The following is a 17,965-nucleotide window of genomic DNA, read 5'->3' on the forward strand; positions in this document are numbered from 1 at the left end:
GCCTCCGGGATCGTTATTCGTCACAAGCATTGTATCACATCTTTGTGTAAAATGCTATTCGCGTATCTGACAAAACAAAGACCTATCAAGAGAACAAAAACTGTTCGTCCGCATAGGTACAGCGGATTTTATCCCCGGCTTTGATCCTGCCGTGAAGCATTTCGTCCGCCAGCTTATCCTCGATACGGCTTTGGATCGCGCGACGCAGCGGGCGCGCGCCATAGAGCGGATCGAACCCATCAGTAGAAATCTGCTTTGTCGCGGTTTCATCAAAGCTGATTTCAATCGAAAGCCCGGCCAGACGGGTTTTGAGCGCATCAAGCATATTTTCCGCAATCCTGCGCACTTCCTCCTGGGTGAGCTTATGGAAAACGATAATTTCATCCACACGGTTTAAAAATTCCGGCTTGAACTCCTTTTTGAGTTCGGCAAGCATCATCTTGCGGATGTTTTCCTGCTGCCGGTCGAAGTCGGTTTCATCCCCAAGTGAAAATCCAAGGTTAGCCTGTTCGGTGATAAGCCGCGCTCCAACATTGGAGGTCATGATGATGATGGCGTTTTTGAAACTGACCGTCCGGCCCTGCGCGTCGGTCAGAATGCCATCCTCCAGAATCTGTAAAAGCAGGTTGAAAAAATCCGGATGTGCCTTTTCAATTTCATCAAAAAGCAGTACCGAATATGGGCGGCGCCGGATTTTTTCGGTGAGCTGTCCGCCTTCCTCGAAACCGACATATCCGGGCGGCGAACCCACCAGCTTCGAAACCGCGTGCCGCTCCATATATTCCGACATGTCGAGCCGGATCATCGCGTGCGGATCACCGAACATGCACTTGGCAAGCGCTTTACAGAGCTCGGTTTTGCCCACGCCGGTCGGTCCCAGAAAGATGAACGAGCCAAGCGGCCGCGCAGGGTCATGCAGTCCGACACGGGAACGCCGTATGGCGTTTGCCACGGCATGTACTGCCTGTTCCTGCCCTATAAGCATCTCGTGCAGCGATTCTTCCAGATGCAGAAGCTGGTCGCTCTGCGCCTCGGTAATCCGGGTCACGTCAATGCGGGTGATGTCCGCCACAAGCTTTGCAATATCCTCCCCGGTGACCTTTTGGCCATCCGCGTCGCCCGAAAGTTCCCATTCTCCCTGCGCCTTTTCAAGTTTCGCCTTGAGTTCGGCTTCCCGGTCCCGGATGCTCGCCGCGAATTCAAAATCCTGGGATGAGATTGCGTTTTCCTTATCAATTTTCAGGGCGTTCAGCTTATTTTCCAAATCTTTAATACAATTCGGAACTGTAATGGTATTCATCTTTACACGCGAGCAAGCTTCATCGATCAGGTCGATCGCCTTGTCCGGGAGATGGCGGTCGGCAATATAGCGCGCGGAAAGCCCCACCGCGGCGGAGATCGCATCGTCAGCGATCTTCAGTTTGTGGTGCGCCTCGTATTTTTCCCGCAGGCCCCGGATAATTTCAATAGTGTCCTTCTCGCTGGGTTCCTCCACCATCACGCTCTGGAAGCGCCGTTCCAAAGCGCTATCCTTTTCGATGAACTTGCGGTATTCGTCGATTGTCGTTGCGCCCACCAGCTGAAATTCCCCACGCGCAAGCTGGGGTTTCAGGATGTTGGCCGCGTCGACAGCGCCTTCGGCCGCTCCTGTCCCGATGATCGTGTGCAGTTCGTCAATAAACATGATGATATTCCCGGCGGCAACCACCTCCTCAATCGTGTTCTTGATCCGTTCTTCAAAGTCACCGCGATACTTTGTCCCGGCGACCATACCGGTCAGGTCGAGGGCAACGAAGCGTTTATCCTTGAGCTGCTGCGGGACATCCATATCGACAATCCGTCGCGCGATCCCTTCCGCAATCGCAGTCTTTCCAACCCCGGCCTCGCCAATCAGACAGGGGTTATTTTTGGTCCGGCGGGTCAGGATCTGCAAAACCCGTTCCACCTCTTTTTCCCTTCCGATCACCGGGTCGAGCTTGCCCTGCCGCGCCAGTTCGGTAAGGTCCCGGCTATATTTATCAATGAGCGGCGTGCGGGCCGCCGTTTTGGTGCGCGACGGGGAAACTTTTTTCACGCCGCCCGGCAGATCCGCCGGGCCCATGCTGCAGGTCATGTCGGAAAGCTGCTTCTGCACCTGTTCCGGGTCAACCAGCAGCTGGCGTAAAAAGCGTACCCCGTAGCTTTCGTTCTCTTTGAGCAGGTTTACAAGGATGTGTTCCGTACCCGCGAGCGGAATGCCGCTCATGCGCGTCTGCATGAGCGAAAGCTCCAAAATCCGCTTGCAGCGCGGAGTGATATCCGACGGGTTCAAAACCGACTGGATGCCGCGGCCCACCGTTTTGATGAGCATTTCCCGCACCTTTTCAACCGTGACGCCCGCTTTCTGCAGGACAGTGAAAGCCACGCCGCTGCCCTCCAGCAGTAGGCCCAGCAGCAGGTGTTCACTCCCGATATAGGTATGCCCCAGCGCGGACGCTTCCTCGATCGCGCAGTTGATCGCGGCGTTCGCCTTCGGCGTAAAACCGTTGAATTTAAACAAATAACCACCTCAAATGAACTTGTTGGGAAATAGAGAATCCAACCACATAATCTTTATGCGGCTTCCATCTGTAATATGGTCAGAGCGGGCTTTCGATATTCGTCAAAAAGTATTTTGCTCTGTAACCGAACCGTGCCGTACAACATAGTATGAGTTGAAATCACAATTAGGAGGTTACTTTTCATGGGATGCAATAACTTTGGCGGAAACTACTTCTGGATCATCATCCTGATCATCATCATCTTTGGTTGGGGCGGCAATGGCTTTGGCTGGGGCGGCTCGGTTGCCAACAGTGGCTGTGGCTGCGGCTGCAACAACAACTGTGGATGCGGATGCGATTGCGGCAACACCGCGAACGACTGCGGATGCTACAACAACGGCTGCGGTTGCGGCTGCGGTTGCTAATCCACAAAGGATGTAATCCAACTGGGGCCGGGATGCTTTGCATCCCGGCCCCAGTTCTTCCTAATGACAATATCCTTTACATTCGTTTTTTCGGGAAGCTGTCGGTATATTCCCGGTCGCGGCGGCGGCGATAAGCGCGCGCCAGGTTAATCGTGACCGAAGCTGCGATACCGGCAGCCATCATCATCGGGATCAGCCATTTGCTGTACTGCTCATCCGAGGAAAGAAGTTCAGTCCACGCCGCGTCAACGGCCTTATTAAGTTCAGGCGGCAGATCCTTCCAGAAGTCGGTTTTTGCGAGAACCTCCCGCGGCGGATACGCGACCGGATTTTCGATCACTTCGACCGGCAGTTCGGCCAGCACTGCGTCGTTCGGGGAGGAATAGCCGATATATCCAATATTCGCCGCGCCAACCTTTGGCTCCTGCAGGAAGTTGATGAACATCTCAGCACATTCCTTCTCCCGGCTGCCTTTGGGGATGACGGTCGCGTCGACAAAGAGATTAGTCCCCTCTGACGGCGCAAAGTAGCCAAGATCCGGGTTGTCCGCCATCATCGTGAGCGCATCGCCCGCATAGTAGGGCGCGATCGCGGCTTCCCCGCCGATCATTTTGTCGAAAATTTCGTCCATGACATACGCCTGGACAAGCATCTTCTGCTTTTTCAGCTCCGCGAGCGATTCAGAAAGCTGTTCTTCATTTTCCGGGTTGATCGTATAGCCGAGTCGTTTGAGCGAGATGCCAAAAGCATCCCGAGGATTGGAAAACATCAGAATGTTGCCCATGTATTTTTCGTTCCAGAGCAAATCCCAGCTGCCGAGATCCGCCTCGTCAACCATCTGGGTGTTGTAGATGACGCCAACCGTTCCCCAGGTGTACGGAACCGAATATTCCGCGGTTGGATCGAAGGCGTTATGCCGGAACTCCTCCGAAATGAACGCCGCGTTCGGAATGTTTGAAAGGTCGAGCTTTTCGAGCATCCCCTCCCGGATCATCCGCGCGATCATATAGTCGCTCGGGATGATGACATCATAATTCGCACTGCCGCCCCGCAGGCGGGCGTAGACCTCCTCGTTGGTCGAGAAGGTGGTGTAGTTGACCTTGATGCCGGTCAGCTTCTCAAACTCCGCAATGACATCCATCCCGCCGTCCGAACCGTCGGCAATGTATTCGCCCCAGTTGTGGACATTGATCGATTTTCCCTTCCCACGAAACCGGGCATAATAACCGGGATCGACCACTTCGACTGCTGCGCTTGCCGGGACTGCCAGCAATACCGCAAAAGCCACGGTCAAAGAAAGCAAAAACAGCTTTTTCATGCACGCGCCCTCGCTTTCTGGCGGTTTTCCCGCTCGCGGCGCGCGTCATGCGCATTGACGATGAGCAGCACGGTCAGCACCACCGCGAAGATGATCGCGGACAGGGCGTTGATCTCCGGGCTCACCTTGCGCCGGGTCATCGAAAAGATGGTGATCGGCAGCGTCTGGGAGGTCGCGCCCGCGACAAAGTAGCTGATGATGAAATCGTCGAGTGAATAGGTAAACGCCATCAAAAAGCCGGAGAGGATGCCCGGCAGGATCTCCGGGATCACAACCTTGAAGAAGGCCTGCGCCGGACTGCAGCCGAGATCCTGTGCCGCTTCGTAGACGAATACGTCCATCTGGCGCAGCTTTGGCAGGACGTTTAAAATCACATACGGGACATTGAAGGTGATATGCGCCAGGATCAGGGTGAGGAAGCCAAACTCGATATGGATTCCGACCGACTTCACCCAGACGAACAGCAGCATCAGCGAAACGCCGGTGACGATCTCCGGATTGACCACCGGCATGTAGGTGATGTTCATGACGATCCCACGGGTCAGCCGCTTCATATTTGAAATGCCGATGGCGGCCAGCGTCCCAAGCACGGTCGCGACGATCGACGAGACGACCGCGATGACAAGCGTGTTCATGAGCGACTGCAGAATCACCTCATTGGTGAAGAGCTTTTGATACCATGCGAAGGTGAAACCGGTCCACGCGCCGCGGGATTTCGACTGGTTAAAGGAAAAGACGATCAGCACCGCGATCGGCGCGTAAAGAAACGCCATCACCACGCCGACATAGGATTTGGAGAGCCATTTCATCAGATCACGCCCTCCTTTTCCTCATCGCCAAACTGGTTAGTGATGCTCATGCACAGCAGGATCAGCACCATCAGCACGAGCGAAATCGCCGCGCCGAGGTTCGGGTTGTAGGCGTTGCCGAGAAACTGCAGATCGATGAGATCGCCGATTAAGAGGTTCCCGCCGCCGCCGAGCATCCGGGATATGATAAAGGTGGAGACCGACGGCACGAACACCATGATGACCCCGGTCGAGATGCCCGGTACGGTCAGCGGCAAAAGCACCTTGCCCAGCACCTGAAAGCTGCTGCAGCCAAGGTCCTGAGCCGCCTCTATGACGTTCTGGGGGATCTTGGTCATGATCGAATAGAGCGGCAGGATCATGAACGGCAGGTAGTTATACACCATGCCGAGCACGACCGCGCCCTGTGTATTGATCATTTCGAGCGGCCCGATCCCGAAGTTTGCCAGGAACCGGTTGATGAGGCCGTTCTTTTCGAGAATGGTCATCCAGGCATAGGTGCGCAGCAGAAAATTCATCCACATCGGCAGCATCACCAGCATAATCATCGTGCGCTGCCCGTTTCCACTGCGGCGGGAGATGATGAACGCGAGCGGATAGGCGATCAGCAGGCAGAGGACCGTCGCAACGGCGGCCAGCCAGACCGAACGCACCAGCACCGGCGTATATTCCCCGACCTGGGAGATGTAATCAATCGTAAATTCCCCTTCCGGCGTGGTCACCGCATAATACGCCACCAGCAGGAGCGGCGCGACGATGAAAATGACCATCCAGATGAGATAGGGAAACGCGGTTGCCTTCGACCTCATCATTCCGCCTCCATCTTGTGCATGATATGGATATCGAACGGATCGACCGTCATGCCGATGAAAGCGCCGGGTTCTTCGGCTCGGGTGGAATGGATCATCCATTTGTAGCCGTGCGCGTCGACGATCATTTCATAATGTACGCCCTTGAAAATCACCGACTCCACCACGCCGGTCACCGGCGCCTCCTTGGGGTCGATGATGCGGATGTCCTCCGGCCGGATGACAACGTCCACCCGTTCGAGGGTGCCGAAGCCGACATCGACGCAGTCGAACTGCTTGCCCGCGAACTCCACCAGACGGTCCCGGTGCATCACGCCGTCCAGGATGTTGCTCTCCCCAATGAAATCCGCCACGAAGGCGTTTTTTGGTTCATTGTAGATATCCTGCGGCGTGCCGACCTGCAAGATGTCGCCGTCCTTCATGACCACGACCGTGTCTGACATGGTGAGGGCCTCCTCCTGGTCGTGGGTGACATAGATGAAGGTAATTTCGAGCGCCTGCTGCATCCGTTTGAGCTCGATCTGCATCTCTTTGCGCAGTTTGAGATCCAAGGCACCCAGCGGCTCGTCAAGGAGCAGGACGCGCGGATGGTTCACCAACGCGCGTGCAATCGCGATCCGCTGCTGCTGCCCGCCTGAAAGCTGGTCGATATTGCGGCGGTCAAACCCGGAGAGGTTCACAAGGTCGAGCATCTCCCGCACGCGGGCGCGGCGTTCATTCTCCGGGATCTTTTTGAGCTTGAGCCCAAATTCGACATTTTCAAAGACGTTCAGATGCGGAAACAGCGCGTAACGCTGGAATACGGTGTTCACCTGCCGTTTGTGGGGCGGCAGGTCGTTGATGCGCACGCCGTCAAAAAAAACGTCACCGCTTTTGGGGATGACAAAACCGCCGATCGTGCGCAGGGTGGTGGTCTTGCCGCAGCCGGACGGCCCCAAAAGGGTAACGAATTCTTTATCGTGAATTTCAAGGTCAAGCCCGACCAGGATCGGTTCCCCATCAAAATCCACCGAAATATCCCGCAGGCTTACAATGTTGTGTTCTCCCATCGATGCATCCCCCTTACTACGCATACAGCCGCAAAAACTGCAATACCCAATATAGCATAAGACCGTAAAAAGTCAAGCTTGTTTTCGCGGATTTTTGCTGTTTTTCCGCATATTCCGCGATTTTTGGGAATCCATCCTAAATTGTCTCCAGTTTCCTGAAAAATACTCGTTTATGCTGTGGAATACAGCCACACAAAAAAGCCCGGGCAGCGACTCTGCCCGGGCTTTGACAATTACAGCGATCTATTCCTGAATCGGATTCAACAGTTCCTTTAGACCCAATACATCCACCGTAGGCGAGTAGTAAAAGCCCTGCTCGTAACGGCAGCCGTACTCCGCCAGCCTCTGGATCTGATTTTCGGTTTCCACGCCTTCGGCGATCAGTTTGAGGCCCAGGTTATGGGCAATTTGGATGAGTCCCTGGATGATGTAGCCGCTGCGCGGATTCTCCTCCAGCTGCCAGACGAACAGCCGCTCGAGTTTGAGCACGTCAATCGGCAGCGAGAGGATGTTGTTGATGCCCGAATAGCCGGTGCCGAATTCGTTGAGCACGAATTCAATCTCCATGTCGGACAGTTCCTGCATGACAATGTTCACCCGCGCGAACGAATCGATCAGCACGCTTTCTGTAATTTCAAACGCCAGCTTGTTGGCCGGGATATCATATTCCTTGAGCATTGCGCGCACATCGTCCGGAAAATGTTCCTGCAGAAACATGATTGGGGAAATCAGCACGGCAATCGTTTCAAAATCCTTTTTCTCCGCAAGCAGCTCTTTGATCAGCTTGCAGGCACGCCGCAGTTCAAACTCATTGACCGCGCAGATGAGGCCCAGTTCCTCCGCGACAGGCAAAAACTCCTGCGCGCTCAGCACGCCCAATTCCGGAGAAAACAGCCGAAGATATCCTTCCGCGCGGGTGAACTGCTGGCGTTCGAGGTTAAAAGTCGGGCGGTAGCGCACCTCGATGCCTTCTCCGCTTTTGATTGCATTTTTAATATTCTGGGCGATGATCTGCTTGCGGCAGATCTTGTCCTCCAGCTCCTGATTATAAAAGGTGTACTGATTTTGTCCCTTGCTCGCCGATTCGCTGACCGCGAGGTCGAGATGTTTGGCGGCTTCCTCAGCGGACTGCGCGCGCTCCGGATAGAGCACGACGCCCATATCGACTGCGCACATGCAGTCAAGGTCGTTGATCCGCCAGGTGCTTTCAAAGCGCTCCAAGACCCGCTCCACCGCCTCCGAAGCCTGGGTGAAGCTCGCTCCTTCCATAATGGAAATGAACTCTACGCCTGCATACCGGTAGACGTCGGCATTGAGCGTCCCCGCCATGAAACGGGCAATTTCCTCCAACAGAAGTCCACCATAATCATAACCGAAGGTATCATTGAACAATTTAAAATTTTCAATATAAAGTTTTATGATCGCGCCCTTTTTCTTTTTCCCTTCGCCGCGTATCGCTTCTTCCATTTTTTCCAAGCAAAGCGGACGGTTCGGACTCTCAAAATAGGCTGCCGGTAACGCCGCATTTACAGTCTTTGTATCTTTCCGATTAAAAAACATATCCTGCACCTTCCTAATTCTCGATGGATTCCGTATAGACCAATTTTAGCAGATTCCGGCAGAAATGTCTTTAGTTATTTGAAAATTCTTTCTTTTTTGATATTTATGGTAAAACCCCGGCGAGAATGGACCGGTCGCATCCGGAAAAACCTTTCCCGTATTCCCGCAGCCCAATCCCTCATGCTTAGTTTACTACAAATGCGCAATATACTCTTTTAAACACGCGATGGTTCTCTGCCGGCTGCATTTGTGCCGTTCCTCATCGGCCATTAGCCTTAAATAATCACAGAATGCAGAGGCCAACCGCGCCTCAATAACGTTGACCACCGTAAAGGGGTTCTCTGCTCTGATAAGCATCGCCCGCCCGTTGCCCTGAACAAACATAATCAGCGAATTTTCCGCCGCTTTATCTGTGATAATCACATTGTACATTTCCGTAGATTCCAATTTATCTATAATATTTTGCAGATGCGCTTTATATTCGTCCACTGTATAAAAGTACGGTTTGCTAAAAAGCAACGTGTTTGGGATTGGAACCTCTCCATTTCTCACCGCTTCGGGTAATGCAAGGCAGATCATATTCTCTATTCTATGGTTTTTTAACGTTTTTTCCATTGCTTCAATGCTGAGCAAATGAAGCCCATAGCACTGTTCCGCCATTTTTGTGCCCTCTTGCCTGCATATATTCTCCATGATTTCAGCAGGAAGCATATATGTGGACAGAGAGGCAAATTTGTGGAGTCTGTCTGCGAAATCGTCTGTAATCGACGAAATGTAAGGATACAGTTTGTCGATGGTTCCTTCTGTAAAAATTTCCATCATTGGCTTACAGAGCGCCAAATAATCGTCGAATTTTTGCGCATAGGCATCTACTACTTCCGGAACCGTGGTGAGCGTTGTCATACGGCTTGGTACTGTATCGCCGATTGATTCGGAATAGAGCGCGCCCAAACCAGGCACAACGAGCATGGTACGGCGAAACAGCTTGTCCCTTAGCCAAGGATAATAATACGCGCGGATTGCACCGGCAACATACGCGGAAAGCCATCTTTGTATTATTATGAGAGCTTCGTCAATATTGGCGGTGGGCGCGACAATATGCGTGAAAGTACATCCGGACTGTACAGAGGAACGCAATATCCGAGAAGCTTCCTCCTCAAATCTGGCGTCTTCACATATCCAGTCCTGACATTCATCGGATGCAATCAGTATATGGTAGGGTTTTCCTGAATCAAACAGCAGCCGGGCAAAGTCCGCGATCGCCTGGCGTTTTCCCTCATTGCCATAATAGATGGCAAAATCATTTTCCTGCGGATGCCAGTTTTTCGCTTCGAAAATATAATCCTTCGATTTATCTGCTTTGTATTGGCTAATATTGTATAAAAAATGTTCCGCCCTGGTTTTGGGCCGGTCTTCATCTTTGGTACTTAACCACTCAAACAGAATATTCGATAAATGGCGCTCGGTGATATCCGCCTGAATCCGAAAGTTCCCTGTCAAATCGGCAAGGGCGGACAGGCGGTATTCATCGCTGCAGCATTTTGCAAAATAGTCTGCCATCAAGCGGCAGAGCTGCGGTTTACGCGGCTGTTCCCTGGCACCGGTTTTCATGCGGCTGATCTGTGACTGGTCTATATGAATGGCTCTTGCAAGATCTGAATTCTTTGTCATAGTCAAGGCAAGCAGTGCTGATAATTTTTTACTAAAAGTCATGTTCTCACCTCATATGAACAGTATATCAGATTCTAAATTCCATCTCAAGCCAAAACGGCAATATTTATGACAAAATTGGCAATGCCAAAAAGTCATACCCTCTTGAGTATCCGCAAAAACATCCATAAAATGATATATTATGCAGGAATTATTGCAAGGATTAAAAAGAGGCCTTGATTTGCTGCACAATAGGCATATTAAAAATGACATAAATTATGCCTGTAAGGAAACGCGGTAAAAGCAGCGATGCGGGAACCGTTTTTTATTTGCAGTGAACTTGTCCCTTTTTTGTCCGAATTCAGAAAAGGTGGTGTAAAGTGAATGCCATTTTAAAAATATTGGTTGTCCAATTTTAACGACCCTTGGAGAATATCGTTTGCTTAAAAATAGAATTGGAGGGTACAAATGCAGTTTGCCAAAACCACAAATTACGCAATGAGCCTTGTGTATTATCTGGCTGCGGAAGGACAGATTTGTAACACTGTCCAGCTGTCTACAAGCCTGGGGATTCCCCCAAGCTACGTGCCCAAAGTAATCAGGCTGCTGAAGCAGGCCGGCCTGATTGATGCTGTCAAGGGCAGCCGTGGGGGGTACCGTCTGGCCAAGCCGCCTGAAAGCATTACGATGCTGGAAATTCTCAGCTGTACGGAAAAAAGTATGAAAGCAGACCTATTTTTAACGTCAGAACCAGGCAGTGCATCTTCTGACATGCCGGACTACCTGCGCCGGGCGTATGAGCAAGCCCAATGGGAGATTGAAGACCGGTTCGGCGGAACTACCATTGCTGCGCTGATGGACTCACAGGGCTGCAAGATCCGAACTCATTTAATGAATATAATGGTGGATGTTCAGGCGGACACCTATTTTACCCAGTACATACACGATGACGGCATCAGTCAGATTCTCCCTTCCAGCGGGCGTTACTCGCAGCTCATTGTGGAGTACACTACAGGCTTTATCCATCCCGATGACAGGAAAGGGGTGGAAGCCTTTATGAAGAAAGGCGCCGAAGTTCGATCTCAAGATGAATCTTACACCAAAGAACGTATCTATTACCGCTTTAAAACGAGTAACGGTTACCTCTGGATGGAAATGATCCTTTTTCGCGGCTGGGTAAGCGGAGCGCAAACTTTGATGCTGACCATTAACAATGCCGCCACAGTCCAGTTTGAACTGAACGCTCTGGACGAGGCGGTGATTCAAAAACGGCAGGAGCTTCAACACAGCTATTGGGATCTCATTGCTATGTTTCAGTTTGTGCTGGATAATATTTCGCCAGAGGGCAAGGGCCACAGCCGTGGAGTGGTGCATCGAACCGGAAAGCTGTTGTGGGCGATGAGAGAGTTGTATCCCGACGCCGCGCTGCCTGTAGAGGAAATCTGTGCAATCTCCAGGCTGGCGGCGCTGCATGATATCGGCAAGCTGACCATCCCCAGGGATATCTTGGCAAAGCCCGGAGCCTTAACTCCGGAGGAGCGAAAGCTGATGCAGGCCCATACTACCCAAGGAGCTGAATTGGCACAAAAGATTCCCACCTTGACGGACAATCCGGAATGGTCTGTATTTGTTTACAACATCTGCCGATTTCATCATGAGCGGTACGACGGACGCGGTTATCCGGACGGGCTGGCCGGTGAGGAGATCCCCTTGTGCGCTCAGGTGGTGGGTATTGTGGATTGCTACGACGCATTGACCAATGATCGGGTATACAATTCGCGTTATTCCCATGAGGAGGCTGTAAACATGATTATGCGGGACGAATGCGGCGTATTTTCTCCGCGAATTAAATACAGCTTTCTTGCCGCCACCCAAAAGATCGACTGGCATATGGTGGTGGACAACCACTAAAACAGAAGATTATCTAATTTATGGATGAAAAACGGATATTTTTAATTCGTTTAACAATAAATCAAAAGGAGCTATCTGATCATGAAACGAAAACTGTTGTCTCTTTTGCTGGCGGCAGTGATGGTAGCCACGGTGTTTAACTCCGTAGCATTGGCTGCCGAAACAGAAGAAAACGAAAAAGAAATCCCGCAAGCTGCCTGCGAGCTTTGCGGGCATATCCACGATGAAAACTGTGGCTACATCGCCTCTGTGGAGGGCGTACCCTGCTCCCATATACATGATGACGCCTGCGGGTTTACAGAAGGCGCGCAGAGTATCCCGTGCAGCCATGAACATACTGAGGAATGCTATCAGCTGGTGACCAATTGTGTCCATGAACACACAGACGCATGCTATCCCGTTCTGGATTCGGTAGATACGCAAGCGCCTGCAGACACAGCGCCCGGCGATGAAGGTGAAATGGAAGCACCTATGGATACTGCTTCGGGGGACGCGGAAGCAGCAGAAACCCCGGTGGAAGGCGATGCAGCGGGAGAAACCCTGTCCCTCCCCGTAGAGGAAGGCGTGGAAACCCCGTCCGCTCCCGAGGACGAAGAGGAAGCAATCTCTGTCCTCAATGACGAAGGAGCGGCCCCGGAACCCACAGAGTGCACCCACGAATGCACCGAGGAAAACGGCTGTATCGCGAAAGAGCTCGCCTGTCCCCACGAGCACGACGCCGCCTGCGGATATATCCCCGGGGAGGGCACGCCCTGCAACCACGTTCACGACGAAAACTGCGGATATGTGGCGCCCGCAGAGGGCGCCGACTGCACACATGTGTGCAGTGCAGCAGGTATACCTGCTGCACTAATTAACCCTATCGGCGGCAACAACGGAGCAGAACATTTGGTTTCGTCAGAGGCTGAAATGAAGGACATCCTGGGAAACAGCGAGACAAATGTTGTAATTCGTGTAAAAGGAACCATTGAAATGAGCCCCATTTCCATCCCTGCCGGAAAACAGGTCGCCTTAATGCCTGCTGACGGAGAGGACAGCTGTCTGATCAGCAAGGGTCACAAGATGATCACCATTGCCAGCGGTGCGACGCTCACCCTGGCGGGTTCCGGCACAAATACCCTGACCATCGACGGAGAAAATACATATGGCCAGCTGGTCTATGTTGAAGGAACCCTTGTCATGGAAGACGGCTCGGCAGTAACCCGGGGGTTCTATGATACAAGCTCCGACATCTGCTATGGCGGAGGAATTTATGTTGCTGAAGACGGTTCATTTGTGATGAATGGCGGAGAAGTTTCAAATAGTTCCGCAGAACAGGGCGGCGGAGTTGCTGTTAGAAACGGAATATTCAAGATGAGCGGCGGAAAAATTATCGATAACAATAATCCGCGCAATAATGAAAAAGGCGGCGGAGTCTATGTCGATGGTGAAAAGGGCTCCTTGCAATTATCCGGCAATGCATTGATCCAGGGAAATACCGCCAATGACGGAGACGGTCCCGTAGGCGCCGGTGGCGGGGTTTATATTTGTGATGGAGCCGCCTTTGAAATGACTGGCGGTACTATTACGAAGAACAAGGTAGAAAACGGATCGGGAGATTGCTACGGCGGCGGCGTTGCCATCCGTAACGCAACGGGAGTGATCTCGGGCGGAACAATTTCTTCTAACGAAGCGTCCACCTGCGGCGGCGGAATTTCCTGTTCCAGCGGCGGCGGATTTACCCCCACGGACGGTTACACTGGAGAGGCCATCTTGACGATCACCGGCGACGCGAAGATCATCAACAATACTGCCGGCGCAAATGATCAGACAAGCGCTATGCGCGGCGGCGGCGGTATTTATAACTGCGGCACGCTCAATGTCGAAGGCGGAGTGATCAGCGGCAACAAAGCGTACTGCGGCGGCGGTATTGCCAATCAAGGACATAGCAGCTCTTCAGAAAGCGGCACGCTCAATCTCACTGGCGGAGAAATCCGCGGCAACACTGCCGAGACCGGCGGCGGAATCGGCAACGAGCAAACGGTTCATATCGCCGGCGGAACGATCTCCGGCAATACCGCAACCAAAGCCGGAAGCGGCATCTATCAAGATGGGAACTTGGGCTTATCCAGCGCGCCGGTGTGGGGCGAGGACGACGACATCGCCCTGGTCGATTATTATCACTATAAGTATGGTCTACGATATAAAACCACCATCAGCAAGGCCGGAGATTTTACCTTTGCAGGCAGATTGCCGGTCACCCTTTACTCAACCTCTAAAGACGCCGATAAAACAGCGGAACAGGTCGGGAGAAACCTGGTTGAAACCTATCTCGCAGATGTTTCCCCAGCGGATCTGCAAAAATTTGATGTCCGCACAAAGGGAGACTTCACTGCGGTCTATACGGAAACAGACGCCGAACAGCAGAGCCCTGTTGTTCCGGTTTTGGAATTGGCACAGGGCGTCAAATATCAGGTGGAGTATTATTACCAGTCGTCGGATGGAAGCTACGCTGCACTTCCCACAGAGACGAAGACCTTCTCCGGACCGCTGGGCATGTACACCATAACCCCGGAAGAGGTTGTTACATACGATGGCGTCCAATATTCCTTTGACCAAACAAACGCAAACAATGTGCTTAGCCTGGAATTGACAAATCCAATGCCCGCCGGCAGCGTGTTTAAGGTTTATTATGAAATAGATACTCCTAAATACACGGTCGCCTATGACGCCAACGGCGGCAGCGGCACAGCTCCGGCTGAGCCAGCCGAATATGCGGAAGGTGAAATCGTAACGGTTTTTGAAAACACCTTTACCTATGAGGGTATGTCATTCACCGGCTGGAAGGACGGCGAAGGCAACGACTACACAGTCGGTTCTACCTTTACGATGCCGGCGAAGGATGTAGCCCTGTTCGCCCAATGGGAATCCAACAGCGGTGGCGGTGGCGGCGGAAGCAGCAACGGCGGAAACGGTGGCGGTGGAAACAGTGGCGGCGGCGGTGACGACGACACCTACTATACTCTGATCTTCCGGACCAATGGCGGATCCCCTATTTCCAGCAGAAGGGTGACGGAATATACGACCGTACGGCTGACACAACGCCCCACAAAGGATAGCTACACCTTTGAAGGCTGGTATGCAGATCAGGCGTTGACCCAAAAAATCTCCTCTGTGTATATGGACCGGGATAAAACGGTCTATGCCAAATGGACGCAGGGCACGACTTTCCCGCTTGATCCCAACCGTCCGGCTGATCCGGCAAAACCCGGAACGCCAGCCGGCCCGGGCGCCGCACCGAATCCAAAACCCCTGCCGGATACGGGCGCTTCCTCCATGTCCGGCCTTTGGCTGGCGGTGAGCGTTCTCTCAGGAGCAGGGTTGGTTTGGATAAACAGAAAGAAACGCTGCCGGTAAGCGGAGCAATATTAAGCCAAAGAGACAGAAAGAAAATTCTTTCTGTCTCTTTGGGTATTCCATCTGCCAAAGATACTGTATTGAGCCGGAGGGATGAAATGACGAAAAAACAGATGATAAGCGGAGCTTTGGCTGCAGTATTCTTGATCTCCACTGCATGTTGGGTCGGTATTGTTCTCAAGAATGAGAAAGATAAAGCTGCGTTTGAGCAGCTTCGGGATCAGGTTCAGGCGGCCGCTTCTCATGAAAAAGCGCCGAGCGATCCACCGGCAGAAATACAAGAAGATATGGCTGAACCGCGGGTTCTCCCGCAATATGCAAAGCTGCATGAACAAAATCCGGATATGGCCGGCTGGATTAAAATCGAAGGAACAAATCTGAGCTACCCGGTGATGTATACCCCCGATGATGTGGAATATTACCTTAGAAAAGACTTCTACAAAAATGATTCCATAGCCGGAACGCCTTTTATCGGATACGACTGCACATTGGATCCCCGCAGTGACAATCTGCTCTTGTACGGCCACAACATGAAAAGCGGGGACACCATGTTCACGCCCCTCCTCTCCTATCAGGAACAATCTTTTTGGCGGGAGCACCCCGTCATCCAATTTGACACCCTGTACGAAACAGGCAAATATGATATCGTGGCGGTTTTTCATGTGACGGCGGATGCGGGAAACGGCCACTTTGCATTTTATAATTTTACCGATGCTGAAAACGAAGAAGAATTTTATACATTCGTAGATACCTGTAAAGAATTATCGCTGTATGACACCGGAGTAACCGCATCATATGGGGATGAATTAATCACCCTTACCACCTGCAACTTTTACAGTGAAAATGGGAGATTTGTGGTAGTCGCAAGACTAAAAATGACGAATGATACTGCTTCGCAATCAAACGGGCGGGCAACGGCATTTTGCCCCAATCCCTTAAAACATCGTTCTGCTGTGTGATAAAACAGGCAAGGCGGATTTTATGGTGTGCGCAATCTAAATTTTGCGCACGCCATAAATCTTTTCTCCATTGCTTACTGGATGTCCATAAAGAGCGCGTTAAGGATAATCCTGAGCTGTCGCTGCCTTCCCGCCGGCATTTTGCGATACTGCTCCTGGAATTTCAGGTAGTCGTCATAAGATAATGGCCGGTAGTCTTCCTGCCGCGCTTCCCCCTTCGTCCCTGCATGCTGTTCTTCCTCTTCATGGATCAGCTCCTCCAACGTCGTGCCCAGAGATTTCGCGATGTGTTCCAGCGTCGCCTTGGTAGGGTTTGTTACAATCCCACGTTCAAACCGACTGATATAGGAGGGGCTCATATAGGTGTCGAGGGCAAAATGCAGCTGCGTTTTGCCTGTCCGTTCCCTATACTTTTTGATTTTTTTACCAACGATCTTGCCGATCTCCATAATAAATACCCCCTTGATTATGATGATACAGGAATTTATCGGCAAAAATCTTCTTTTTGTACCTAAGCAAATCGATACAATAGTCCTTATATTTTATACAAATTGTAATCAAAAGACCTCCGTCCCAAAACAGACGGAGGCCTTCGCAGGATTCATAAGCCGAGCTGATAGATCCGGTTGGCGTTGCCAAAAAAGATATCTTCCTGGAATCGTTCCGGCACCAGGCGCCCGATAAAAGCAATATATTCCTTGAGGTTCACAAGCGGCCAATCGGTGCCGAACATGACCCGGTCGTAGCAGTCCGCATATTTCATCCAGATCCGCAGCTGTTCGACATAGCCGCCGTTTTCCGCAAAAAAGGCGCAGGGGTTGACCCGGCCCTCCAATAGTCCGGACAGGTCAACCGCAACGTTATCGTTTTTCTCGAGCACCGCCGCCGCATCCACCAGCCATGGATTCCCAAAATGGCACATGACAAACTGCACCTGCGGATACCGCACCGCCAATTCGTCCAGTGTCAGCGGATGACTATATTTGAGCAGCGCGCCTTTCCCGGCGGTCGCGCCCGTGTGGATTGCCACCGGTTTTTGATAGCGCGCGGCAAGCTCATAAAAGGGGGCATAAATCTGATCGGTCACATAAGTGCTGTTGTAACCCGGATACAATTTGATCCCCACACAGTTTTTCCGCTGCAGATGCAGTTGCACCTGTTCCACGGTCTGCTGGTAGCTTTCCTCCCGCAGACGCTCTTCATCCAAACCGACACAGTAGCTGAGAAATGGCGGATAATCCCCCTGTGCAGACAAGCCGCGGTTCCCCATCACAACACCATGAACGATCCCCAGTTTTCCATACTGTTCGCTCAGATGTTCCGCCGTATTTTCATGCCCGGCGGCGGCAGCGATGCCGTCGAAATATTCCGCCCTGCAAAAATGAAGGTGTGCATCAATTATTTTCAAAAGAGAAGATCTCCTTTCACAGACAGGTTTTCGTAAGCAGCAACGTACTATATTATATCACCAGCGCGAAGCGTTTTGTGATATTAAAGCACAGCACACGGCCGCAACCGCTTCAGTCCCGCCCAAGGCGGACGCAATTTGGCATTTTTTCA

At 52.0% G+C, this 17,965-nt stretch carries 13 protein-coding genes; 4 read left to right on the plus strand and 9 right to left on the minus strand.

Annotated elements, in window-relative coordinates; translation table 11 throughout:
- Nucleotides 1–85: 85 nt before the first annotated feature.
- On the minus strand, nt 86–2,539 hold the full coding sequence (locus tag BN4275_RS15110; protein ID WP_066459770.1) for an ATP-dependent Clp protease ATP-binding subunit: 2,454 nt from the start codon (nt 2,537–2,539) through the stop codon (nt 86–88).
- A gap of 183 nt (nt 2,540–2,722) precedes the next feature.
- On the opposite strand from BN4275_RS15110, the gene BN4275_RS15115 reads away from it, so the two are divergent.
- Nucleotides 2,723–2,944, plus strand: a complete 222-nt coding sequence (locus BN4275_RS15115) for a hypothetical protein (protein ID WP_066459771.1) — start codon at nt 2,723–2,725, stop codon at nt 2,942–2,944.
- Nucleotides 2,945–3,020: 76 nt separating this feature from the next.
- On the opposite strand, the gene BN4275_RS15120 is transcribed toward BN4275_RS15115, so the two are convergent.
- The 6 genes from BN4275_RS15120 to BN4275_RS15145 all read right to left on the minus strand — a co-directional run bounded on the left by BN4275_RS15120 (nt 3,021) and on the right by BN4275_RS15145 (nt 10,202).
- Nucleotides 3,021–4,262, minus strand: a complete 1,242-nt coding sequence (locus BN4275_RS15120; protein WP_066459772.1) for an ABC transporter substrate-binding protein — start codon at nt 4,260–4,262, stop codon at nt 3,021–3,023.
- A complete protein-coding gene (locus BN4275_RS15125; RefSeq protein ID WP_066459774.1) occupies nt 4,259–5,071 on the minus strand; it encodes an ABC transporter permease in 813 nt (270 codons plus the stop codon). Before BN4275_RS15125 ends, BN4275_RS15120 begins: the two co-directional genes overlap by 4 nt.
- The gene (locus BN4275_RS15130; protein ID WP_199719769.1) at nt 5,071–5,883 is read right to left on the minus strand and encodes an ABC transporter permease; all 813 of its coding nucleotides are present in this window, start codon (nt 5,881–5,883) and stop codon (nt 5,071–5,073) included. Before BN4275_RS15130 ends, BN4275_RS15125 begins: the two co-directional genes overlap by 1 nt.
- Nucleotides 5,880–6,929 (minus strand): ABC transporter ATP-binding protein, encoded by a 1,050-nt coding sequence (locus BN4275_RS15135; protein ID WP_066459776.1) that lies wholly within the window; start codon nt 6,927–6,929, stop codon nt 5,880–5,882. The genes BN4275_RS15130 and BN4275_RS15135 overlap by 4 nt, the downstream gene beginning before the upstream one ends.
- A gap of 243 nt (nt 6,930–7,172) precedes the next feature.
- Nucleotides 7,173–8,489 (minus strand): bifunctional diguanylate cyclase/phosphodiesterase, encoded by a 1,317-nt coding sequence (locus BN4275_RS15140; RefSeq protein WP_066459778.1) that lies wholly within the window; start codon nt 8,487–8,489, stop codon nt 7,173–7,175.
- Nucleotides 8,490–8,681: 192 nt separating this feature from the next.
- Complete coding sequence (locus BN4275_RS15145) at nt 8,682–10,202, minus strand: hypothetical protein (RefSeq protein WP_066459780.1); 1,521 nt, start codon at nt 10,200–10,202, stop codon at nt 8,682–8,684.
- Between the two features lie 405 nt (nt 10,203–10,607).
- On the opposite strand from BN4275_RS15145, the gene BN4275_RS15150 reads away from it, so the two are divergent.
- From BN4275_RS15150 to BN4275_RS15160, 3 genes are all read left to right on the plus strand, one after another.
- Nucleotides 10,608–12,050 (plus strand): Rrf2 family transcriptional regulator, encoded by a 1,443-nt coding sequence (locus BN4275_RS15150; RefSeq protein ID WP_066459783.1) that lies wholly within the window; start codon nt 10,608–10,610, stop codon nt 12,048–12,050.
- An 81-nt stretch (nt 12,051–12,131) separates the two neighbouring features.
- The gene (locus tag BN4275_RS15155; protein ID WP_066459786.1) at nt 12,132–15,446 is read left to right on the plus strand and encodes an InlB B-repeat-containing protein; all 3,315 of its coding nucleotides are present in this window, start codon (nt 12,132–12,134) and stop codon (nt 15,444–15,446) included.
- Nucleotides 15,416–16,405: a class B sortase gene (locus BN4275_RS15160; protein WP_154018897.1), complete on the plus strand. Its 990-nt coding sequence runs from the start codon at nt 15,416–15,418 to the stop codon at nt 16,403–16,405. The genes BN4275_RS15155 and BN4275_RS15160 overlap by 31 nt, the downstream gene beginning before the upstream one ends.
- Before the next feature lie 74 nt (nt 16,406–16,479).
- Here the strand turns inward: BN4275_RS15160 and BN4275_RS15165 are convergent, their stop codons facing one another.
- Both BN4275_RS15165 and BN4275_RS15170 read right to left on the minus strand, forming a co-directional pair.
- Complete coding sequence (locus BN4275_RS15165) at nt 16,480–16,854, minus strand: helix-turn-helix domain-containing protein (protein WP_066459791.1); 375 nt, start codon at nt 16,852–16,854, stop codon at nt 16,480–16,482.
- Nucleotides 16,855–17,006: 152 nt separating this feature from the next.
- Entirely contained in the window at nt 17,007–17,813 is an 807-nt protein-coding gene (locus BN4275_RS15170) for an amidohydrolase family protein (protein WP_066459793.1), read from the minus strand.
- Between the last annotated feature and the right edge of the window lie 152 nt (nt 17,814–17,965).

The organism is Anaerotruncus rubiinfantis (assembly GCF_900078395.1).
In the GTDB taxonomy this organism is placed as follows: Bacteria; Bacillota; Clostridia; order Oscillospirales; family Ruminococcaceae; genus Anaerotruncus; species Anaerotruncus rubiinfantis.

Excerpts from the sequence above, each read along its gene's own strand:
- BN4275_RS15125 (WP_066459774.1), bottom strand. The coding sequence starts at position 5,071 with ATGAAATGGCTCTCCAAATCCTATGTCGGCGTGGTGATGGCGTTTCTT.
- BN4275_RS15120 (WP_066459772.1), bottom strand. The coding sequence starts at position 4,262 with ATGAAAAAGCTGTTTTTGCTTTCTTTGACCGTGGCTTTTGCGGTATTG.
- BN4275_RS15165 (WP_066459791.1), bottom strand. The coding sequence starts at position 16,854 with ATGGAGATCGGCAAGATCGTTGGTAAAAAAATCAAAAAGTATAGGGAA.
- BN4275_RS15135 (WP_066459776.1), bottom strand. The coding sequence starts at position 6,929 with ATGGGAGAACACAACATTGTAAGCCTGCGGGATATTTCGGTGGATTTT.
- BN4275_RS15145 (WP_066459780.1), bottom strand. The coding sequence starts at position 10,202 with ATGACTTTTAGTAAAAAATTATCAGCACTGCTTGCCTTGACTATGACA.
- BN4275_RS15130 (WP_199719769.1), bottom strand. The coding sequence starts at position 5,883 with ATGATGAGGTCGAAGGCAACCGCGTTTCCCTATCTCATCTGGATGGTC.
- BN4275_RS15155 (WP_066459786.1), top strand. The coding sequence starts at position 12,132 with ATGAAACGAAAACTGTTGTCTCTTTTGCTGGCGGCAGTGATGGTAGCC.
- BN4275_RS15140 (WP_066459778.1), bottom strand. The coding sequence starts at position 8,489 with ATGTTTTTTAATCGGAAAGATACAAAGACTGTAAATGCGGCGTTACCG.
- BN4275_RS15150 (WP_066459783.1), top strand. The coding sequence starts at position 10,608 with ATGCAGTTTGCCAAAACCACAAATTACGCAATGAGCCTTGTGTATTAT.
- BN4275_RS15115 (WP_066459771.1), top strand. The coding sequence starts at position 2,723 with ATGGGATGCAATAACTTTGGCGGAAACTACTTCTGGATCATCATCCTG.